Annotated in this window: 15 protein-coding genes; 8 read left to right on the forward strand and 7 right to left on the reverse strand. The window is 66.6% G+C overall.

Features of this window, described 5'->3' with window-relative positions:
* Positions 1–11: 11 nt before the first annotated feature.
* The 5 genes from selO (at position 12) to HMPREF2581_RS15080 (ending at position 5466) form a co-directional block, all read left to right on the forward strand.
* Positions 12–1472, forward strand: a complete 1461-nt coding sequence (gene selO, locus HMPREF2581_RS15060; RefSeq protein WP_003110187.1) for a protein adenylyltransferase SelO — start codon at positions 12–14, stop codon at positions 1470–1472.
* 150 nt (positions 1473–1622) lie between these two features.
* Positions 1623–2597: a sulfite exporter TauE/SafE family protein gene (locus HMPREF2581_RS15065; protein ID WP_003095804.1), complete on the forward strand. Its 975-nt coding sequence runs from the start codon at positions 1623–1625 to the stop codon at positions 2595–2597.
* A gap of 120 nt (positions 2598–2717) precedes the next feature.
* Positions 2718–3995: a bifunctional O-acetylhomoserine aminocarboxypropyltransferase/cysteine synthase gene (locus tag HMPREF2581_RS15070; protein WP_003141764.1), complete on the forward strand. Its 1278-nt coding sequence runs from the start codon at positions 2718–2720 to the stop codon at positions 3993–3995.
* 90 nt (positions 3996–4085) lie between these two features.
* Complete coding sequence (locus HMPREF2581_RS15075) at positions 4086–4538, forward strand: YiiD C-terminal domain-containing protein (RefSeq protein ID WP_003141766.1); 453 nt, start codon at positions 4086–4088, stop codon at positions 4536–4538.
* Positions 4539–4650: 112 nt separating this feature from the next.
* Positions 4651–5466: a universal stress protein gene (locus tag HMPREF2581_RS15080; RefSeq protein ID WP_003095811.1), complete on the forward strand. Its 816-nt coding sequence runs from the start codon at positions 4651–4653 to the stop codon at positions 5464–5466.
* 21 nt (positions 5467–5487) lie between these two features.
* Here HMPREF2581_RS15080 and HMPREF2581_RS15085 read toward each other — a convergent pair whose 3' ends face one another.
* Together HMPREF2581_RS15085 and HMPREF2581_RS15090 are read right to left on the reverse strand one after the other, a co-directional pair.
* Positions 5488–6255, reverse strand: a complete 768-nt coding sequence (locus tag HMPREF2581_RS15085; RefSeq protein WP_003095812.1) for a ParA family protein — start codon at positions 6253–6255, stop codon at positions 5488–5490.
* Positions 6256–6345: 90 nt separating this feature from the next.
* Positions 6346–7251 (reverse strand): LysR family transcriptional regulator, encoded by a 906-nt coding sequence (locus HMPREF2581_RS15090; RefSeq protein WP_003095817.1) that lies wholly within the window; start codon positions 7249–7251, stop codon positions 6346–6348.
* Between the two features lie 175 nt (positions 7252–7426).
* Between HMPREF2581_RS15090 and HMPREF2581_RS15095 the strand changes: the two genes are divergently transcribed.
* Positions 7427–8743: an MFS transporter gene (locus HMPREF2581_RS15095; protein WP_003095819.1), complete on the forward strand. Its 1317-nt coding sequence runs from the start codon at positions 7427–7429 to the stop codon at positions 8741–8743.
* Between the two features lie 27 nt (positions 8744–8770).
* On the opposite strand, the gene HMPREF2581_RS15100 is transcribed toward HMPREF2581_RS15095, so the two are convergent.
* A complete protein-coding gene (locus tag HMPREF2581_RS15100; protein ID WP_003095820.1) occupies positions 8771–9700 on the reverse strand; it encodes an oxidoreductase in 930 nt (309 codons plus the stop codon).
* A 111-nt stretch (positions 9701–9811) separates the two neighbouring features.
* Here HMPREF2581_RS15100 and HMPREF2581_RS15105 point away from each other — a divergent pair, with 111 nt between their 5' ends.
* Together HMPREF2581_RS15105 and HMPREF2581_RS15110 are read left to right on the forward strand one after the other, a co-directional pair.
* Positions 9812–10885: an AraC family transcriptional regulator gene (locus HMPREF2581_RS15105; RefSeq protein ID WP_003141769.1), complete on the forward strand. Its 1074-nt coding sequence runs from the start codon at positions 9812–9814 to the stop codon at positions 10883–10885.
* A 73-nt stretch (positions 10886–10958) separates the two neighbouring features.
* Positions 10959–11939, forward strand: a complete 981-nt coding sequence (locus tag HMPREF2581_RS15110; RefSeq protein WP_003141771.1) for a PA5033 family protein — start codon at positions 10959–10961, stop codon at positions 11937–11939.
* 120 nt (positions 11940–12059) lie between these two features.
* Here HMPREF2581_RS15110 and hemE read toward each other — a convergent pair whose 3' ends face one another.
* The 4 genes from hemE to HMPREF2581_RS15130 all read right to left on the reverse strand — a co-directional run bounded on the left by hemE (position 12060) and on the right by HMPREF2581_RS15130 (position 21091).
* Positions 12060–13127: a uroporphyrinogen decarboxylase gene (gene hemE, locus HMPREF2581_RS15115; protein WP_003141773.1), complete on the reverse strand. Its 1068-nt coding sequence runs from the start codon at positions 13125–13127 to the stop codon at positions 12060–12062.
* Between the two features lie 176 nt (positions 13128–13303).
* The gene (locus HMPREF2581_RS15120) at positions 13304–14737 is read right to left on the reverse strand and encodes an FAD-dependent oxidoreductase (RefSeq protein WP_003095829.1); all 1434 of its coding nucleotides are present in this window, start codon (positions 14735–14737) and stop codon (positions 13304–13306) included.
* Positions 14738–14765: 28 nt separating this feature from the next.
* A complete protein-coding gene (gene gltB, locus HMPREF2581_RS15125) occupies positions 14766–19211 on the reverse strand; it encodes a glutamate synthase large subunit (protein WP_003141775.1) in 4446 nt (1481 codons plus the stop codon).
* A gap of 224 nt (positions 19212–19435) precedes the next feature.
* The gene (locus HMPREF2581_RS15130; RefSeq protein ID WP_003141778.1) at positions 19436–21091 is read right to left on the reverse strand and encodes an AAA family ATPase; all 1656 of its coding nucleotides are present in this window, start codon (positions 21089–21091) and stop codon (positions 19436–19438) included.
* Positions 21092–21093: the final 2 nt, after the last annotated feature.

Genomic DNA, 21093 nt, shown 5'->3' on the forward strand with positions numbered 1-21093 from the left:
GGAGGCCTCTCTTGAAATCACTCGACGACCTCGACTTCGACAACCGCTTCGCCCGCCTGGGCGACGCCTTCTCCACCGAAGTCCTGCCCGACCCCATCGCCGAGCCGCGCCTGGTGGTAGCCAGCCCCGCCGCCCTGGCGCTGCTCGACCTGCCAGCGGAAACCAGTGACGAAGCGCTGTTCGCCGAGCTGTTCGGCGGGCACAAGCTGTGGTCGGAGGCCGAGCCGCGGGCGATGGTGTATTCCGGCCACCAGTTCGGCTCCTATAACCCGCGCCTGGGCGACGGCCGCGGCCTGCTGCTCGGCGAGGTGATCAACCAGGCCGGCGAGCACTGGGACCTGCACCTCAAGGGCGCCGGCCAGACCCCCTACTCGCGGATGGGCGACGGCCGCGCCGTGCTGCGCTCGTCGATCCGCGAGTTCCTCGCCTCCGAAGCCCTTCCGGCACTGGGCATTCCCAGCAGCCGGGCGCTCTGCGTGATCGGTTCGAGCACGCCGGTCTGGCGCGAGAAGAAGGAAAGCGCGGCGACGCTGCTGCGCCTGGCGCCCAGCCACGTGCGCTTCGGTCACTTCGAATACTTCTACTACACCCGCCAGCACGACCAGTTGAAACAGTTGGCGGCGTTCGTCCAGGAACACCACTTCGCCGACTGCAACGCAGCCGAGCGGCCGTACGCGGCGATGTTCCGCCAGGTCGTCGAGCGCAACGCCGAACTCATCGCCCGCTGGCAGGCCTATGGCTTCTGCCACGGGGTGATGAACACCGACAACATGTCGATCCTCGGCATTACCTTCGACTACGGGCCCTACGCCTTCCTCGACGATTTCGACGCCAATCACATCTGCAATCACTCCGACGACGCCGGCCGCTACTCCTTCAGCAACCAGGTACCGATCGCCCATTGGAACCTGGCCGCCCTGGCCCAGGCGCTGACGCCACTGGTGGAAGTGGACGAACTGCGCGCCAGCCTCGACCTGTTCCTACCCCTCTACCAGGCCCACTACCTCGACCTGATGCGCCGGCGCCTGGGCCTGGGCGTCGCCGCGGAGAACGACCAGGCCCTGGTCCAGGAACTGTTGCAGCGCATGCAGGGCAGCGCGGTGGATTACTCGCTGTTCTTCCGCCGACTCGGCGAGGAGACTCCGGAGCGGGCGCTGGCCAGCCTGCGCGACGACTTCGTCGACCGCGAGGCCTTTGACCGCTGGGCCGAGGCCTACCGCCGGCGCGTCGAGGAAGAAGGCGGAGACCAGGAGTCGCGGCGCCGGCGCATGCACGCGGTCAATCCGCTCTATGTGCTACGCAACTACCTGGCACAGCAGGCTATCGAAGCGGCCGAGCAGGGCGACTACACGGAAGTCCGCTTGCTGCACCAGGTGCTGAGTCGCCCGTTCGAGGAACAGCCGGGCATGGAGCGCTTCACTCGGCGCCCACCGGACTGGGGGCGGCACCTGGAAATCAGTTGCTCCTCCTGACGGGATGCCCTGACAGAACGGCGGCCGATAATGCCGCAATGGAATAAATACCTTCGGAAAACTTCTTAGACGCACTAAGAAAAGCCGATTATCTTCGCCGCCACACTTATTCCAGCCTGTTCTACCACCTCCTGTCAGGCGCCTTGCCGCATGAAGATACGCGACCTCGATCTCAGCCAGAGTTCGATCAACACCGAACACCAGGCGCTAGGTCTGCCTCCTGTCGAAGATTTCGTCACCCATCCGGACGACCACCCGGTACTGCGCGCCGCCATGTGGGCGGCGGTGCTGATCCTGGTCGGCCTGCTCGCCTTCCTGGCCTGGCGCCTGTTCTTCGACAACGGCGGCAGCAACGGCTTCGAGATCATCGAGCAGGCCCTGACCAGCCGGGGTTTCTGGAGCGCGGTGGCGGTGGGCTTCTTCGCCCAGGTGATCGACGGTGCGCTGGGCATGGCCTATGGCATCACCGCGACTACCTTCCTGCTCAGCGCTGGTGCCACGCCGGCCGCTGCCAGCGCCAGCGTGCACATCGCCGAAGTGTTCACCACCGGCTTTTCCGGGATTTCCCACGTCAAGCTCGGCAACGTCAACAAGTCACTCTTCCTCCGCCTGCTGCTGCCGGGAATGATCGGCGCGGTGCTCGGCGCCGTGCTGATCACCCGCTTCGACGGCCACCAGCTCAAGCCCTTCATCTCCGCCTACCTGCTGCTGATGGGCCTGTACATCCTGAGCAAGGCCTACCGCCACGTGATCAAGCGCCGGGCACCGCGCCACGTGGCCAAGCTGGCACTCTTCGGCGGCTTCGTCGATGCTGCCGGCGGCGGCGGCTGGGGCCCGGTGGTCACCAGCAGCCTGATCGGCTCGGGTAGCGACCCGCGCACCACCATCGGCTCGGTGAACTTCGCCGAGTTCTTCCTGACCATCGCCAGCGCCACCTCCTTCATCCTCCTCGCTGGCCAGCCGGACACCTGGAAGATGGTCGCCGGGCTGGTCTTCGGCGGCCTGTTCGCCGCACCGTTCGCCGCCCTGCTGTGCAAGAAGCTTTCGCCGCGCACCCTGCTGGTCATCGTCGGCACCCTGATCACCCTGATCAGCGCCTACAACATCTACATCGGCCTGCGCTGACAGGCATAAGCGGCGAACACAACGGTCTAACCAGGCACGCTTTTCCTTGCCCGGGCGCATTGACCCGCCCGGCGCGCTTTCCCATGCTGCGTCCTTCCAATCTGCCCGAAGGAACGCTGCATGAAACTGGAAACCCTGGCCGTCCACGCCGGCTACAGCCCTGACCCGACCACCCGCGCGGTGGCGGTGCCGATCTACCAGACCACTTCCTACGCCTTCGACGACACCCAGCATGGCGCCGACCTGTTCGACCTGAAGGTACCGGGCAACATCTACACACGGATCATGAACCCCACCAACGACGTACTGGAACAGCGCGTCGCGGCGCTGGAAGGCGGGGTCGGGGCGCTGGCGGTGGCCTCGGGGATGGCGGCCATCACCTACGCGATCCAGACCGTCGCCGAGGCCGGCGACAACATCGTCTCGGTGGCCAAGCTCTACGGCGGCACCTACAACCTGCTGGCCCACACCCTGCCACGCATCGGCATCCAGGCGCGCTTCGCCGCCCACGACGACGTCGCCGCCCTGGAAGCGCTGATTGACGAGCGGACCAAGGCCGTGTTCTGCGAAACCATCGGCAACCCGGCGGGCAACATCATCGACCTGCAGGCACTGGCCGACGCCGCTCACCGCCACGGCGTGCCACTGATCGTCGACAACACGGTAGCCACCCCGGTGCTCTGCCGGCCGTTCGAGCACGGCGCCGACATCGTCGTGCACTCGCTGACCAAGTACATGGGCGGCCACGGCACCAGCATCGGCGGGATCGTGGTCGACTCCGGCAAATTCGACTGGGCGGCGAACAAGTCGCGCTTCCCGCTGCTGAACACGCCCGATCCGTCCTACCACGGCGTCACCTACACCGAGGCCTTCGGACCCGCCGCCTTCATCGGCCGCTGCCGGGTGGTACCGCTGCGCAACATGGGCGCGGCGCTCTCGCCGTTCAACGCCTTCCTCATCCTCCAAGGCCTGGAGACCCTGGCGCTGCGCATGGAGCGCCACTGCGACAACGCCCTCGCCGTGGCCCGCTACCTGCAGCAGCATCCGCAGGTGGCCTGGGTGAAATACGCCGGCCTCGCCGACAACCCCGAGCACGCCCTGGCCCGGCGCTACCTGGGGGGCCGCCCGGCGGCGATCCTGTCCTTCGGTATCCAGGGCGGCAGCGCCGCTGGCGCGCGCTTCATCGACGCCTTGAAGCTGGTGGTGCGGCTGGTCAACATCGGCGACGCCAAGTCCCTGGCCTGCCACCCGGCGAGCACCACCCACCGCCAGTTGAACGCGGAGGAACTGGCCCGCGCCGGAGTCTCCGACGACATGGTGCGGCTGTCGATCGGCATCGAGCACATCAACGACATCCTCGCCGACCTCGACCAGGCCCTGGCCGCCGCCGCACGCTGAGCGGATCGGTCAGTCCGGGCGAGCGTTTCGGTCCTTGCCCGGCCTGGCCGGCCGGCTAGTCTGGCTGGGATCCCCGACATGGAGAGCGCCATGCCACTGCCCACCGAACTCGCCAGGCACCTGACCGAAGAAAAGATCGCCTTCGTCCAGCGCAGCGGACTCAGGGCGGAAGTCCTCGAACCCGGCTACGTGCGCCTGCGCATGCCGGGCGCCGGCAACGAGAACCACATCGGCAGCATGTACGCCGGGGCGCTCTTCACCCTCGCCGAAATTCCCGGTGGCGCGCTGTTTCTGACCAGCTTCGACAGCGCCCGCTTCTATCCCATCGTCAAGGAGATGACCTTGCGCTTCCGCCGCCCGGCCAAGGGCGACATACGCGTCGAGGCACGCCTGGATGCCGAGCGCATCCGCCAACTGGAAACCGAGGCCGGGGAGCGCGGCAAGGCCGAATACAGCCTCGAACTGCAACTCACCGACGAGCAGGGCGAGGTAGTGGCGGAAAGCGCCGCGCTGTACCAGCTACGCAGCCACGCGCGACCCTGACTGGCAGATTTCGCAGGGCCCGGCGAAGGTTTTTTCTGCCGTGGATCAAGGTCCGTAGCGAGCTGCGGCGCGACAGTGGGGAAGCCAGCGTAGCCATCCCACGGAGTCCGCCATGATCCGCCACCTCCTGGTCGCCCACGACCTCACCCCGGAAGCCGACGTCGCCCTCGCCCGCGCCGCCCAGTTGGCCCGCCAGCACGATGCGCGGGTCAGTCTGCTGCACGTGTACGACCCGGGGCTATCGGCGTCGGCGGTGAAGACCGTCAGCGCCATGCTGCAACTCAAGCGCAAGGAGGCCGGCCTCGACGAGGACAGCGCCATCCACCTGTTCAGGGGCCAGCCGATCGACGGCATCCTGCAGCAGACCCGGGCGCTCGAACCGGACCTACTGCTGATGGGCGCACACCACCAGAAGACCTTCGAACGCTTCGGCAACACCACCCTCGACCAAGTGGTGCGGCGCAGCCGGGTGCCGGTGCTGCTCGCCGTGCGCGAGGCGGACGAACCCTACCGCCAGGCGCTCAGCGCCCTGGACTTTTCCCAGTGCGCCTGTACCGCGCTGCGCCAGGCCTACCGCCTGCTGCCGGTGGAAGCCGACCTGCACGCCCTGCACGTGTTCGAGTCCCCCGACGACGGCGTGCTCGGCCTGCCCCGGCAGAATGCCGCGCACCTAGCCACCCAGGCCGGGCTGATCGAACAATTGCTGAGCGACGAGCAGGAGCGCCTGCCGGGCGTCGGGCCGCAGCTGAGCCACGAAGTGGTTCCCGGCGTGCTGCCGTACAGCCTGGACGCCGCGTTGAAGCAGCGCCAGCCGGAGCTGCTCGCCCTCGGCCGGCACAGCCGCAACGCGCTGATGCAGGCGCTGCTCGGCAACCTGGCGCAACGTTACCTGCGCCAGCCGAGCTGCGACGTCCTGGTTACCTCGTAGAAGCGCTGCCGCAGAGGCTGCTCAGCTTTCGAGCAGCCCGTGCAACTCGACGAACTGCTGGGTCAACTTGTGCCGCGGTTCGAGGAAGATCAGCGGGGTGCAAGCCTGGTGCGACTCGCGCATCTTCACCGAGCTCATCAGGTACACCGGCAGCACCGGCAGTTCCTCCGCCACCAGCTCGTCGAGCAGTTGCTGCGGCAGGCTGGCGCGCGGCTGGAACTGGTTGACCACGATGCCCTCGACCTGCAGGTCTTCGTTGTGGTCGTCGCGCAGTTCCTCGATCTCCTGGAGAAGGCCATACAGCGCCTGGCGGGAGAAGCTGTCGCAATCGAAGGGAATCAGGCAGCGATCGGCAGCGATCAGCGCAGATACCGTGTAGAAATTCAGTGCCGGCGGGGTATCCAGGTAGATCCGGTCGTAGTCTTCGTCCAGTTCGTCCAGCAATTTGCGCAGCTTGTTGATCTTGTGCTTCGACTCCAGCTTCGGCTGCAGGTCGGCCAGTTCGGGGCTGGAGGTGACGATGTGCAGGTTGTCGAACGGCGTCTCGTAGATGTCGACCCTGCCCTTCTTGCTGAAGGGTCCGGAAGACAAGGTCTGCTTGAAGAAGTCGGCGATCCCCACCGGCAGGTCCTCGCCGGTCAGTCCGGTCAGGTAGTGCGTGGAGTTGGCCTGGGCGTCCAGGTCCACCAGCAGGGTGCGATAGCCCTCCGCCGCGCTGACCGCCGCCAGGTTGCAGGCGATGCTGGACTTGCCTACCCCGCCTTTCTGATTGAACACCACGCGCCGCATGGGAAATCTCCGTGAGCCGAGCCTGATCCCGGATGATAGGCAAAGCCGCGGGCAAGCGCGAGCGCCGTCTCGGTCCTGACGTAGAGCGGTTCAGCGCCGGCGCAGGCTGGCCGCCTCGCGGGTCACCAGGTCGATGAAGGACAGCGCCAGCGGCGAGCCCTCGTTCTGCCGGCGGACCAGCCATACCGCAGTCGTCGCCTCGGGATCGCTCAGGGTGCGGTAGACCACGCCGTCGACCCGGGTGCGGCGGAACGACGCCGGCAGGATCGACACCCCCAGTCCGGCCGAGACCAGGCCGATGATGGTCATCGCCTCGCTGGCCTCCTGGGCGATGCGCGGGCTGAAGCCGGCCTGTCGGGTCAGGGCGATGACCTGGTCGTAGAGCCCGGTGCCGTAGCTGCGCGGGAAGAACACGAAGGGCTCCTCGGCCAGGGCGGCGATGGCCAGGCCATCCTCGCTGCCGGCCGCCAGCGGATGGTCGGCCCGCAGCACCGCCACCAGCGGTTCGCGGAACAACTCCACCCAATGCACCGCATCCGGCAGCGCCAGCGGGCGGATCACGCCCACCTGCAGGCTTTCCTCGAGCAGCGCCTTGAGTACCTGGCGGCTGCTCATTTCCTGCAGGTCGAGGTGTACGTCCGGATAGGCCTTGCGGAAGGCATGGATGCTGCTGGGTATGGTCGAGGTGAAGGGTGCCGAGGAAGTGAAACCGATCTTCAGCTCGCCCAGTTCCCCCAGGTGGGCGCGACGCGCCAGCAGCACCGCCTTGTCTACCTGGGCCAGCACCTGGCGGGACTCGTCGAGGAACAGCCGGCCGGCGTCGGTGAGTTCGACGCGGCGGTTGGTGCGCTCGAACAGGCGCGCACCGATTTCCTCCTCCAGCGCCTGGATCTGCTGGCTCAACGGCGGCTGGGAGATCCCCAGGCGCTCGGCGGCGCGGCCGAAGTGCAGCTCCTCGGCGACGGCGATGAAATAGCGCAGGTGCCTGAGTTCCAAGCGGCCCCTCCTATTAGGTGTTTTTACATATCAATCGTGTCGATCAATATATTGGAAATCATATAAACCTATCTATATCCTTTGCCACATAACCTCCAACAACGACCCCTTGTCCCTGAAATCCAGGTGGCGCGGCCTCGTTGTGCCTGCTCGCCACCGTCCCCAGAGGTGCCCCGTGAGCAATCCGCAAGTCCGGCCACAGGCCGAAGAAGAACCCGCGTTAATCGAGGCGGCCCGCGAAGCAGCCAACGAGGTGCTGGAAGCCGCCACCGAAGTCGAACGCTATATCGAAAAAGGCACCCCGCAGTTCATGCGCACCTCCCTGGCGCTGTTCTCCGGCGGTTTCGCCACCTTTGCCCTGCTCTACTGCATCCAGCCGATGATGCCGGTGCTGTCCAAGGCGTTTTCCATCAGCGCCGCGGAAAGCAGCCTGGCATTGTCCGTCGCCACCGCCATGCTCGCCCTTGGCCTGCTGGTCACCGGCCCGATCTCCGACGCGATCGGCCGCAAGCCGGTGATGGTCGTCTCGCTGCTGGCCGCCGCGCTGTTCACCCTCGGCAGCGCGGTGATGCCCACCTGGCATGGCGTGCTGCTGATGCGCGCGCTGGTCGGGCTGTCCTTGAGCGGCCTGGCCGCGGTGGCGATGACCTATCTCAGCGAAGAGATCCATCCGCAGCACATCGGCTTGTCGATGGGCCTGTACATCGGCGGCAACGCCATCGGCGGGATGAGCGGACGCCTGATCAGCGGCGTCCTGGTCGATTTCATCTCCTGGCATGCCGCACTGGCGGTCCTCGGCGGCCTGGCCCTGGTCGCCGCGCTGGTGTTCTGGCGCGTGCTGCCCGAATCGAAACACTTCCGGCCGGCACCGCTGAAGCCGGCGACCCTGCTCAACGGCTACCGCTTGCACTTCCGCGACGCCGGACTGCCCTGGCTGTTCCTGATCGGCTTCCTGCTGATGGGCAGCTTCGTCACCCTGTTCAACTACATCGGCTACCGCCTGCTGGCCGAGCCCTACCACATGAGCCAGGCGGTGGTCGGCGTGCTCTCGGTGGTTTACCTCTCGGGCATCTACAGCTCGGCCTGGGTCGGTTCGCTGGCCGACAAGCTGGGGCGACGCAAGGTGCTCTGGGCGGTCATCCTGCTGATGCTCGGCGGCCTGCTGCTGACCCTGTTCGAGCCGATCCCGCTGATGCTCGCCGGCCTGCTGCTGTTCACCTTCGGCTTCTTCGGCGCGCACTCGGTGGCGAGCAGTTGGATCGGGCGCCGCGCCCTGCGCGCCAAGGGCCAGGCCTCGTCGCTCTATCTGTTCAGCTACTACGTCGGCTCGAGCCTGGCCGGCACCCTCGGCGGGGTGTTCTGGCATTACTACGGCTGGAACGGCATCGGGCTGTTCATCGGCTCGCTGCTGGTGGTCGCGGTATTGGTCTCGCTGCACCTGGCGCGCCTGCCGGCCCTGCCTGGCAACACCCTGGCGCAGCCCGCCCACTGAGTTCGAGGCGCCGGTCTCCCGGCGCCTTCACTCCGACCAGAAGCGTACTCCGGTCAGTTCTTCCGATAGCGCCCACAGCCGCGCGGCCAGCCCCAGGTCGCGCGCATTCCGCGGAATCCGCGCCGCCGCCGGATAACCGCGGGTTTCCAGCCAGCGATCCGGGCCGACATAGGCGCCGCCATACCAGCGCTGTTCGGTCAGCGCGGAAAGTGCCGGCAACGCCCCCATCTCCGCCGATTGCGCGAACGCTCCGTTGGCCACCTTCATCGCCCAGCGTCCCAGGCGCGAACCGGACATCGCCGGTGCCGCGTACTGCAGGTTGGTCGCCGCGTAGCCCGGATGCGCCGCCAGGCTCTGCAGAAGCACGCCCCGCTGGCCGGCGCGGCGCTGCAACTCCAGGCTGAACAGCAGATTGGCCTGCTTGCTGTGGCAATAGGCGAGATAGCGGTTGTAGCCGCGCTCGGCGTTGAGGTCGTCGAGCGGCAGCCGGCCGAACTGGTTGAAACCGCTGGTCATACCCACCACCCTGGGCCGTGGAGCGGCCAGCAACGAGTCCAGCAGCAGTCCCGTAAGCGCGAAGTGGCCAAGGTGATTGGTGCCCATCTGCATCTCGAAACCGTCGCGGGTACGCCGCAGGGGCAGGAACATCACTCCGGCGTTGTTGAACAAGAGATCGAGGCGTTCGTGGCGCTGGCGGAAACCGGCGGCGCAGGCGCGGATCGAGGCGAGGTCGGCCAGGTCGAGATCGGCCAGCTCCAGGCGTGCCTGGGGATACTCGTCGAGGATCGCCCGCCGCGCCCGCTCCGCCTGTTCGCGATTGCGGCAGGCCATCACCACGGTTGCCCCTTTGCCGGCCAGCGTGCGCGCCGCCTGCCAACCCAGGCCGCTGTTGGCGCCGGTGACCAGCGCCAGGCGCCCGGCCAGTTGCGGAATGTTGCGTCGTGCCCAGGGATGCATCGCTCGTTCTCCGCTTGACTGCGTTGCCGGGCAGTATCGCGGCGCCAGCCAATGCAGCGGCAGACGCGCTCGCGCCAGACTGCCGATCATTTCGGGCCAGGACACGCCAGCATGAGCCGCCGCACGGACTCCGACGCACCGACCATCACCGCCGCCTATCCGCGCCTGCTGCTCGGCCTGCTGGAGGAACGCGGCCTGGACGGACGCGCGCTGCTGCGGGAAATCGGTCTGTCGACGCTGCGACTGGAAGAGCCGGAAGCACGCGTCACATCGCAGCAGTACCAGGCGATCGCCGCCGCGGCGCTCGCGCTGAGCGGCGACCCCGGCCTCGGCGCACAGCTCGCCTTGCGCACGCCTCCCACCGCCCATGGCAGCCTGGGCTACGCGATGATGGCCTCGGCGACGCTCGGCGATGCCTTGTGCCTGGCGCTGCGCTACATGCCGCTGCTGCAGGGCAACGTCGAAATCAGCCTGCTGCGCGAGGACGAGCAGGTGATCCTGCGCCTGCTGCCAGGCCCCGCGCTCCCGCCGGCGCTGCACCGGTACTTCAGCGAAGCCCTGCTGATCGGCCTGTATCGCTCCGGCGCCTGGCTGCTCGGCGAACCGGCCCTGGTCGGCAGGCTCAACTTCGACTATCCCGAACCTGCCGTGCCTGTGCCACTGCCGCAGTGCCGCTACGACCAGGCCCACGTCCAGCTGGTGTTCCCCGCCATCCTGCTCGTCCGCTCGCTACCGATGGCCGATCCGGCTGCATTGCGCCGCGCCCGCGAACACTGCGAACGCGAACTGGCGCTGCTCGATGCCGGCCGCCGGGACATCTGCGCCCGCGTGCGGCTGGAGCTGGAACGGCAGGAACAGCGTTTCCCCAACCTGGAGGAAGTAGCCACGCGCCTGCACCTGTCCAGCCGCAGCCTCAAGCGGCATCTGCATGACGCCGGCACCAGCTTTCGCCAGTTGCTCGGCCAGGCTCGCCAGCGCCAGGCCTTGCGATTGCTGCGGCGTCCCGAGGTGTCGTTGCAGCGTATCGCCCTGTACCTGGGCTACAGCGATCCAACCAACTTCACCCGCGCCTTCAAGCGCTGGACCGGCGAGCCGCCGAGCGACACCCGCGCCCGCCTGCTGGGCGGGCAACCAGTTTCACGAACAAATGCCAAGCGCTCGACAAATCCCTCGCGTTTCCCTTGAGCGCGGCAAGCGCTGTCCTATGCTGCTGCGGCCGGCATCCGGCCGGCCTCGACAGCGATATAAAAGGGACTTTATGAAACCAGCGATCAAGCGCGCCTGCCTGCTCGGCACGGCACTGTTCTCCCTCTGCGCCAGCGCAGCCCAGGCGGCCGGCGTTCTGGTAGGAACCTGGGACCTGCGGGGCAACGGCCAGCTCGCCGCGGTCTACCGCGACGGCGCCAACCTGCAGGTGGTGGAAGGCGGCAGCACCCGCAACTACAGCTTCGGCAACGTGGTCTGGTCGGTCTTCGGCGCCACCGATACCGACGGCCAGCCCGGCGCGGAAATCCTGGTCAAGGCCGGTCCCGACCTGGTGATCGTCTCCCACGCCAGCACCACCCAGCGCAAGTACCCGGTAGGCAACGTCTCCTGGGCGATCATGCGTGCCACCGACGTCGACAACGTCGCCGGCGACGAAGTCATCCTCAGCATCGGCAACGGCGTGCGCACCGTATTCGATCGCACCCGTACGCAACGCGACGCCACCTTCAGCTACAACGGCACCTGGGGCCTGTTCGACGTCGCCGACGTGGACGGCGCGCCGGGCAAGGAACTGGTGCTGAACATGGGCAACGGCGTCAAGGTCATCGACCCGCGCACCAGTGGCGCCAAGGACTTCACCTTCAGCGGCTACCACGCGCTCGCACAGATCGCCGACCTCGACGGCCAGCCCGGCGCGGAGATCATCGGCCGCACCAGCACCGGCATCTACGTGATCAGCAACGCCACTTCCCGCAAGGAATACAGCATCGGCGCCAGCGCCTGGGCACTCTATGGCGGCACCGCGGACACCGACGGCAAGCCGGGCAACGAGCTGATCGTGGTGATGCAGGGCAAGGTGCGGGTCATCCACCACGCCAGCGGCGCCAGCAGCGACTACCGCATCGGCGACGTCAACTACAGCATCGATTCGGTGGCCGACATGGATGGCCAGCCGGGCGCGGAAATCCTCGTGCGCGACGCCAACGGCAAGCTGTTCGTGATCAACGACCGCACCGGCAAGGTAAGCAACTGAGCCGGGCGGGTTGCGTAGGGCGGGTACGCCACCGGCGCGACCCCGCCAACCAACGCGCCGGAGGGCCGTCGGCCCGCGCATGAAAAAGGGGAGCCTCGGCTCCCCTTCTTTCGTTCCGGCTCAGCCGTGGTACTGCGCCGACAGCTCGTGCACCGCCTCGAAGAAGGCGCCGGCATGGGCCGGGTCGACTTCCGGGGTAATGCCGTGGCCGAGATTGAACACATGCCCCGTACCCTTGCCGTAGGCCGCCAGGATCCGCGCGACTTCGGCGCGGATCGCCGCCGGATTGGCGTAGAGCACCGAGGGATCCATGTTGCCTTGCAGGGCTACGCGCTCACCGACACGGGCCCGGGCGCTGCCGATGTCGCAGGTCCAGTCCAGGCCCAGCGCCTCGGCGCCGACCTCGGCCATCGACTCCAGCCACAGGCCTCCTCCCTTGGTGAAGAGGATCACCGGCACCCGGCGTCCGTCGTGCTCGCGGATCAATCCATCGACGATCTTGCGCATGTAGACCAGGGAGAACTCCTGGTAGGCCGCCGCCGACAGGCTGCCGCCCCATGAGTCGAAGATCTGCACCGCCTGGGCGCCAGCGCGAATCTGCCCGTTGAGGTAGCTGGTCACCGATTGCGCCAGCTTGTCCAGCAGAGCGTGCATGGCCTTGGGGTTGTCGTAGAGCATCGCCTTGGACTTGCGGAAGTCCTTGCTCGAGCCGCCCTCGACCATGTAGGTGGCGAGGGTCCAGGGGCTGCCGGAGAAGCCGATCAGCGGTACGCGGCCGTTCAGCTCGCGGCGGATGGTGCGCACGGCGTCCATCACATAGCCCAGGTCCTGTTCCGGATCGGGAACCGGCAGCGCCTCGATGTCGGCCAGCGACGAGACCACCTTGCGGAAGCGCGGGCCTTCGCCGGTCTCGAAATACAGGCCCTGGCCCATGGCATCGGGAATGGTAAGGATGTCGGAGAAGAGGATCGCGGCGTCCAGCTGCGGGTAACGGTCCAGCGGCTGCAGGGTCACTTCGCAGGCCAGCTCCGGGTTCATGCACAGGCTCATGAAATCGCCGGCCTTGGCACGGGTGGCACGATATTCCGGCAGGTAACGACCGGCCTGGCGCATCATCCAGACGGGGGTGACATCGACGGGCTGCTTGAGCAGGGCGCGGAGGAAGCGGTCGTTCTTCAGGGCAGTCATAACGGCATCCGATCAAAGGCTGCTGGCTTCACGCGGGCGCGTGCGGAAGGGGGTTATCCACAGGCCGGCGGGCGAAAAGGGCCGCTATTGTCGCAAAGCACAAAACAAAAGGCACGGCGGGGGCCGTGCCTTTTGTCTATCGCGGTGATTTGTCGCAGCGCCGGTGGCGCCGCGGGTCAGACGCCAAGGTAGTCGAGGATGCCTTCGGCCGCGGTACGTCCTTCGAAGATCGCCGTCACCACCAGGTCGGAACCACGGACCATGTCGCCGCCGGCGAAGATCTTCGGGTTGCTGGTCTGGTGCTTGAACTGCGCCTGCGCCGGAGCCACCACGCGGCCCTGGCTGTCGGTGGCAATCTCGAAGCGCTCGAACCACGGCGCCGGACTCGGCCGGAAGCCAAAGGCGATCAGCACGGCTTCCGCCGGGATGATCTCCTCGGAACCGGGGATAGGTTCGGGGCTGCGGCGTCCGCGGGCGTCCGGCTCGCCGAGACGGGTCTCGACCACCTTCACGCCTTCCACCCGGTCCTCGCCGACGATGGCGATGGGCTGGCGGTTGAAGAGGAACTTCACGCCCTCCTCCTTGGCGTTCTTCACTTCCTTGCGCGAGCCCGGCATGTTTTCTTCGTCACGGCGATAGGCACAGGTCACCGACTTGGCGCCCTGGCGGATCGAAGTGCGGTTGCAGTCCATCGCGGTGTCGCCGCCGCCCAGGACCACCACGCGCTTGCCCTTCATGTCGACGAAGTCCTCGGCCGACTTCTCGAAGCCGAGGTTGCGGTTCACGTTGGCGATCAGGAAGTCCAGGGCGTCGTGTACGCCCGGCAGGTCCTCGCCGGGGAAACCGCCCTTCATGTAGGTGTAGGTGCCCATCCCCATGAACACGGCATCGTACTCATCGAGCAACTGCTCCATGGTCACGTCCTTGCCGATCTCGGTGTTCAGGCGGAACTCGATGCCCATGCCGGTGAACACCTCGCGGCGACGGCTGAGGACGTGCTTCTCCAGCTTGAACTCGGGAATGCCGAAGGTCAGCAGGCCGCCGATCTCCGGGTTGCGGTCGAACACCACCGGGGTCACGCCGTTGCGCACCAGCACGTCGGCGCAGCCGAGGCCGGCCGGGCCGGCACCGATCACCGCGACGCGCCTGCCGGTCGGCTTGACCTTGGACAGGTCCGGGCGCCAGCCCATGGCGAAGGCCGTATCGGTGATGTATTTCTCCACCGAGCCGATGGTCACCGCGCCAAAGCCGTCGTTGAGGGTACAGGCACCCTCGCAGAGGCGGTCCTGCGGGCAGACCCGGCCGCAGACTTCCGGCAGGGTGTTGGTCTGGTGCGACAGTTCGGCGGCGGCCAGGATGTTGCCTTCGGAAACCAGCTTCAGCCAGTTCGGGATGAAGTTGTGCACCGGGCACTTCCACTCGCAGTAGGGGTTGCCGCAGCCCAGGCAGCGGTGGGCCTGGTCGGCGGCCTGCTGCGGCTTGAACAGGTCGTGGATCTCCACGAACTCGCGCTTGCGCTGGCGCAGCAGCTTCTTCTTCGGGTCCTTGCGCCCGACTTCGATGAACTGGAAGTCGTTGTTCAGGCGGTCGGAATTCAGACGTTCAGACATATCGAAACCTCATCACAACTTCGGGCGCTTATTGCGGGTTGGCACGGGTGCTGGTCAGCAGCGAACCGAGGCTGGCCGCCTTCGGTTTCACCAGCCAGAACCGTCGCAGGTAGTCATCCAGGTTTTCCAGGATGTTCGCGCCCCACTCGCTTGCCGTTTCGTTCACGTACTCGACCAGGACCTTGCGCAGGTGGCTGCGATAGGCCTCCATCGCCTCGCCGCTGATCCGCTGGATTTCCACCAGCTCGTGGTTCACACGGTCGACGAAAGTGTTGTCCATGTCGAGGACGTAGGCGAAGCCCCCGGTCATGCCGGAGCCGAAGTTGTAGCCGGTCTTGCCCAGCACGCAGACGAAACCGCCGGTCATGTATTCGCAGCAGTGGTCGCCGGTACCTTCCACCACCGCATGGGAACCGGAGTTGCGCACGGCGAAGCGCTCGCCGGCGGTTCCGGCGGCGAACAGCTTGCCGCCGGTGGCGCCGTACAGGCAGGTGTTGCCGACGATGGCCGATTCCTGGGTCTTGAACGGACTGCCCTTGGGCGGGGTGATGACCAGCTTGCCGCCGGTCATGCCCTTGCCTACGTAGTCGTTGGCGTCGCCTTCCAGGTACAGGTGCAGGCCACCGGCGTTCCACACGCCGAAGCTCTGTCCCGCGGTGCCCTTGAAACGGAACACCACCGGTGCCTTGGCCATGCCCTGGTTGCCGTGCAGGCGGGCGATCTCGCCGGATACCCGCGCGCCGATGGATCGGTCGCAGTTGCAGATGTCCAGCTCGTACTCGCCGCCGCTCAGGCCTTCGATGGCGGCCTTCGACAGCTCGACCATCTTCTCGGCCAGCAGGCCCTGGTCGAACGGCGGGTTTTTCTCCACCTCGCAGAACTGCGGCTTGTCGGCCGGGATCAGGTCACTGCCCAGCAACGGAGCGAGATCCAGGTTCTGCTGCTTGGCGGTCTCGCCGGGGAGGATCTCCAGCAGGTCGGTGCGGCCGATCAGTTCGCCCAGGCTGCGCACGCCGAGGCGCGCCAGCCACTCGCGGGTTTCCGTGGCGATGAAGGTGAAGAAGTTGATCACCATCGCGGTGGTGCCGATGAAGTGGTCCTTGCGCAGCTTGTCGTTCTGCGTCGCCACGCCGGTGGCGCAGTTGTTCAGGTGGCAGATGCGCAGGTACTTGCAGCCCAGGGCGATCATCGGTGCGGTGCCGAAGCCGAAGCTCTCGGCGCCGAGGATGGCCGCCTTGATCACGTCCAGGCCGGTCTTCAGGCCGCCATCGGTCTGCACCCGGACCTTGCCGCGCAGGTCGTTGCCGCGCAGGGTCTGGTGGGTTTCCGCCAGGCCCAGTTCCCAGGGCGAGCCGGCGTACTTGATCGAGGTGATCGGCGAGGCGCCGGTACCGCCGTCGTAGCCGGAGATGGTGATCAAGTCCGCATAGGCCTTGGCCACGCCGGCGGCGATGGTGCCGACGCCAGGCTCGGATACCAGCTTCACCGATACCAGCGCCTGCGGGTTGACCTGCTTGAGGTCGAAGATCAGCTGCGCCAGGTCTTCGATGGAGTAGATGTCGTGGTGCGGCGGCGGCGAGATCAGGGTCACGCCGGGCACCGCATAGCGCAGGCGGGCGATCAGGCCGTTGACCTTGCCGCCCGGCAACTGGCCGCCCTCGCCGGGCTTGGCGCCCTGGGCCACCTTGATCTGCAGGACCTCGGCGTTGACCAGGTATTCCGGGGTCACGCCGAAGCGGCCGGTAGCCACCTGCTTGATCTTCGAACTCTTCAGCGTGCCGTAGCGCGCCGGGTCCTCGCCGCCCTCGCCGGAGTTGGAACGACCGCCCAGGGTGTTCATCGCCTCGGCCAGCGCCTCGTGGGCCTCCGGCGACAGCGCGCCGAGGGAAATCCCGGCGGCATCGAAGCGCTTGAAGATGGCTTCCAGCGGCTCCACCTCGTCGAGCGCCAGCGGCTGCGCGGCGGTCTTCACCTGCAACAGGTCGCGGATCATCGACACCGGGCGCTGGTCCACCAGCGCGGTGTATTCCTTGAACTTCTCGTAGTCGCCCTGCTGCACGGCAGCCTGCAGGGTATTCACCACATCCGGGTTGTAGGCGTGGTATTCGCCGCCATAGACGAACTTCAGCAAGCCGCCCTGCTGGATCGGCTTGCGGTTGCTCCAGGCCTCGGCGGCCAGGAGCTTCTGCTCGTTCTCGATATCGACGAAGCGCGCACCCTGGATGCGGCTGGCGACTCCGGTGAAGCACAGGCCGGTGACCTCGTCGGACAGGCCCACCGCCTCGAACAGCTGCGCGCCACGGTAGGACGCGACGGTGGAGATGCCCATCTTCGAGAGAATCTTCATCAGGCCCTTGGAGATCCCCTTGCGGTAGTACTTGAACACCTCGTAGAGGTCGCCCAGCACTTCACCGGTGCGGATCAGGTCGGCCAGCACCTCGTAGGCGAGGAACGGATAGACCGCCGAGGCGCCGAAGCCGATCAGCACCGCGAAATGGTGCGGATCGCGGGCGGTGGCGGTCTCCACCAGGATGTTGGAGTCGCAGCGCAGCCCGGTCTGCACCAGGCGGTGATGCACCGCGCCGACGGCCAGGGCAGCATGCACCGGCAGTTTGCCGGGAGCGATATGGCGGTCGCTGAGGATCAGCAGCACCTTGCCGCCGCGCACGGCTTCCTCGGCCTGGTCGGCGATGTTGCGCACCGCGGCCTCCAGGCCCATCGACTCGTCGTAGTTGAGGTCGATGAAGTGGCGGTCGAAGCCCGGGCGGTCCAGGGTCATGATGGTCCGCCACTTCGCCGGCGAGATCACCGGAGTGGTGAGGATCGCCTGGTTGGCATGGTGCGGGGCTTCCTCGAAGATGTTCTGCTCGACGCCCAGGCAGGTTTCCAGGGACATCACGATGGCTTCGCGCAGCGGGTCGATCGGCGGGTTGGTGACCTGGGCGAATTGCTGGCGGAAGTAATCGTACGGAGAGCGGATGCGCCGGGAGAGGATCGCCATCGGCGTATCGTCGCCCATGGAGCCCACCGCTTCCTGGCCCTGCTCGCCGAGCGGACGCAGCACCTGGTCACGCTCCTCGAAGGTGACCTGGAACATCTTCATGAATTGCTTGAGCTGGTCGGCGTCGTAGCTGGCCACGCCATGGTCGTCGTCCAGGGTCGCCTGGATGCGCAGGGCATTCTGCCGCAGCCATTGCTTGTAGGGATGGCGCGACTTCAGGCGGTTGTCGATGTCGTCGCTGTGCAGGACCTGGCCGGTCTCGGTGTCCACCGCGAGGATCTGCCCCGGACCGACGCGACCCTTGGCGATGACGTCCTCGGGCTTGTAGTCCCAGACGCCGATCTCCGAGGCCAGGGTGATGTAGCCGTTCTTCGTGGTGACCCAGCGCGACGGGCGCAGGCCATTGCGGTCGAGCAGGCAGACGGCATAGCGACCGTCGGTCAGCACGACGCCGGCGGGGCCATCCCAGGGCTCCATGTGCAGCGAGTTATACTCGTAGAACGCGCGCAGGTCGGCGTCCATGGTCTCGACGTTCTGCCAGGCCGGCGGGATGATCATGCGCAGGCCGCGGAACAGGTCCATGCCGCCGGTGACCATCAGTTCGAGCATGTTGTCCATGCTCGACGAGTCGGAGCCGACGCGGTTCACCAGCGGGCCTAGCTCTTCCAGGTCGGGGATCAGTTCGTTGGTGAACTTGGTCCGCCGCGCCTGGGCCCAGTTGCGGTTGCCGGTGATGGTGTTGATCTCGCCGTTGTGGGCGAGGAAGCGGAAAGGCTGCGCCAGGGGCCATTTCGGCAGGGTGTTGGTGGAGAAGCGCTGGTGGAATACGCAGATCGCGGTCTGCAGGCGCTCGTCGCCAAGGTCCGGATAGAAGGCGGCCAGGTCGGCCGGCATCATCAGGCCCTTATAGATGATGGTCTTGTGCGAAAAGCTGCAGATGTAGTGGTCGCTGTCGGCGGCGTTGGCCACCGACGAGCGGCGCCGTGCGCTGAACAGCTTGATGGCGAAGTCCTGGTCGCTCAGGCCGGCGCCGCCGATGAACACCTGTTCGATCTGCGGCAGGCGCTCCAGCGCCAGGCGGCCGAGAACGCTGGTATCGATCGGCACCTTGCGCCAGCCGACCAGCTCCAGTCCGGCGGCGACGATCTCGCGATTCATGTTCTCGCGTGCCGCCTCGGCTTTCACCGGGTCCTGGTTGAAGAACACCATGCCCACCGCGTATTGCTCGGGCAGGTCGACAGAAAAGGCTTCCCTGGCGACGGCACGCAGGAACAGGTCGGGCTTCTGGATCAGCAGCCCGCAGCCGTCCCCGGTCTTGCCATCGGCATTGATCCCACCGCGGTGGGTCATGCAGGTCAGTGCTTCGATTGCGGTTTGCAGAAGTTGATGGCTCGGCTCGCCCTGCATATGGGCGATCAGGCCAAATCCGCAGTTATCCTTGAACGTTTCAGGATGGTACAGACCTGCTTTCATAAGGAACTCTCACCGGCAAAACTTTTTTAGTCATCTACTTCGCCTGTCACCCGCTCATGCGGCGAGTTTTCGACAGGCAAAGGGAGGCCATTGTACATAGGTGCACAAGGCCTCACAAATTTTGCGGCGAGAAAATGAAATTCAATGTCGCCAAAATGAAAGACGAAACCCACCAGTCATGCTAACGACTAGCGAGTTTCGTCAAGAGGCGACGACAGGTCGGATCAATGCGCCTGGCCGATCTCCTGCTGGATGCTGGCGAAGGTACGCGGCCACGGCTTGCCGGCCTGCACCTTGGACGGCAGTTTTTTCACTGCGGCCAGGGCGGCGGCACGATTCGGGAAGCTGCCATAGGTGACGACGTAGAACGGCTTGCCTTGCAGGGTTTTCTTGAAGTAGCGGAAATCGCCGCCGCCCTGCTGGCGAATGAACGCCTGGGCATTGGCTTCGGAGCCGGTACCGAGGATCTGCAGGGCGAAGTTACCACCAGACTGGTTGCGATACCACTGGCTTCCCGCACCGCCACCGCTGGCCGGCTTGGCGGCCGGAGCCGGGGCCGGCTTCGCCGCGGCGGTGGTGGCCGGCTTGCTCGCCGCCGGCTTGGCCGGAGCGGGGGCCGGGGCCGGCTTGCTGGCCGGAGCGCTGGCGACCGGCGCGGCCGGTGCCGGGGTCTGCGCCGGAGTCGGGGTCGCCGCAGGCGCGGTCGGTTCGGTCGGCGCCGGCGGCACCGGATGCATCGGCGTGACGCCGTTGTTGGCCAGCGGCGTCACCGGAGGAGCCGAGCTGGAAACGGTAGGCGGCACCGCGGCGGACGGCAGGCCGCCTTCGTCGTCGCCACCTTGCCCGGCGGCCTGGGCCAGCGGCTCGCGAATGACCGGCTGCGACTCGCCGACCAACGGTAGCGGCAACGGCTGGCTGGAGCCGTTGAACTCCACGGCCGGGCCGCTGCCCGGCTGCTGGGCCTGGGCCGGCGTAGCGCCATTCATGGACAATTCGGTAGAGGCGGTCTGCGGCGCCTCCGGCTTGCTCTTGCCTTGCATGAACCAGGCGGCGATCACGCCGATGGCCACGACCGCAAGAATCACCAGATGCTTCTTGGGCAAGTTGAAAGACCCTCCGGTTGCCTTGCGCGCTGCGCCACGATTGGCCAGCATCGCTTCGATCAGGGCATCGCGGGCGACCTGGTTGATCGCTCCCGGCCAGCCTTCCGACTGCTCGTGGATGTCCACCAGCAGGTCGTTGGAAATCAGCTCGATGCCCTGCCCGGCGCCCTCGAGACGCTGGGCCAGGTAGTCGCGGGTTTCCTCTTCGCTGTATGGCTGCAACTCGATGGCATGGAAGCGCTCCTCACCCTCGGAAAACACCTCCAGGCGCGGCAGCAACGACGGCTCACCGAACAGGAATACATGCAGGCGTCCCTCGTTGGTGCCGGAAGCCAGCAGCAACAGCACTTCCAGCGCGCTGTCCTGGAGCTGCTCGGCATCGTCCACCATCAGGTAGACGTCCTGCCCGGTGATCGCCAGCTGCGCCACCTTGGTCAGGATCGCCTCCAGGCTCGCCTGGTTGATGCTCAGGCCCTGCGCCACCTGGCGCAGCAACGAAGTCTCGTCGGCGGCGGTGCGCGCCGAGATCACCACGCTGAGGACCGCATCCTTGTTGGTGCTGGCCACCAGCGCCTGGCGCAGCAGGGTCTTGCCGCTGCCCAGGGGCCCGGTGACCAGCAGCAGGAGCTGGCTGTAGCGGGCCAGATGGTGCAACTGGCCGAGCACCGGCTTGCGCTGCGCCGGGAAGAACTTGAAACCCGGAACGCGCGGCGCGAACGGGTCGTGACTGAATTGGTAGTGGCCCAGGAAGGCCTCATCGGCATGCAAGCTGGTCATGG

It is taken from the genome of Pseudomonas sp. HMSC057H01, from assembly GCF_001836405.1.
Lineage (GTDB): Bacteria > Pseudomonadota > Gammaproteobacteria > Pseudomonadales > Pseudomonadaceae > Pseudomonas > Pseudomonas aeruginosa.

Coding starts and splice junctions, on each gene's coding strand:
- HMPREF2581_RS15080 (WP_003095811.1), top strand. CDS start 4,651: ATGATCCGCCACCTCCTGGTCGCCCACGACCTCACCCCGGAAGCCGAC.
- HMPREF2581_RS15105 (WP_003141769.1), top strand. CDS start 9,812: ATGAGCCGCCGCACGGACTCCGACGCACCGACCATCACCGCCGCCTAT.
- gltB (WP_003141775.1), bottom strand. CDS start 19,211: ATGAAAGCAGGTCTGTACCATCCTGAAACGTTCAAGGATAACTGCGGA.
- HMPREF2581_RS15120 (WP_003095829.1), bottom strand. CDS start 14,737: ATGTCTGAACGTCTGAATTCCGACCGCCTGAACAACGACTTCCAGTTC.
- HMPREF2581_RS15065 (WP_003095804.1), top strand. CDS start 1,623: ATGAAGATACGCGACCTCGATCTCAGCCAGAGTTCGATCAACACCGAA.
- hemE (WP_003141773.1), bottom strand. CDS start 13,127: ATGACTGCCCTGAAGAACGACCGCTTCCTCCGCGCCCTGCTCAAGCAG.
- HMPREF2581_RS15070 (WP_003141764.1), top strand. CDS start 2,718: ATGAAACTGGAAACCCTGGCCGTCCACGCCGGCTACAGCCCTGACCCG.
- HMPREF2581_RS15110 (WP_003141771.1), top strand. CDS start 10,959: ATGAAACCAGCGATCAAGCGCGCCTGCCTGCTCGGCACGGCACTGTTC.
- HMPREF2581_RS15100 (WP_003095820.1), bottom strand. CDS start 9,700: ATGCATCCCTGGGCACGACGCAACATTCCGCAACTGGCCGGGCGCCTG.
- HMPREF2581_RS15130 (WP_003141778.1), bottom strand. CDS start 21,091: ATGACCAGCTTGCATGCCGATGAGGCCTTCCTGGGCCACTACCAATTC.
- HMPREF2581_RS15075 (WP_003141766.1), top strand. CDS start 4,086: ATGCCACTGCCCACCGAACTCGCCAGGCACCTGACCGAAGAAAAGATC.
- HMPREF2581_RS15085 (WP_003095812.1), bottom strand. CDS start 6,255: ATGCGGCGCGTGGTGTTCAATCAGAAAGGCGGGGTAGGCAAGTCCAGC.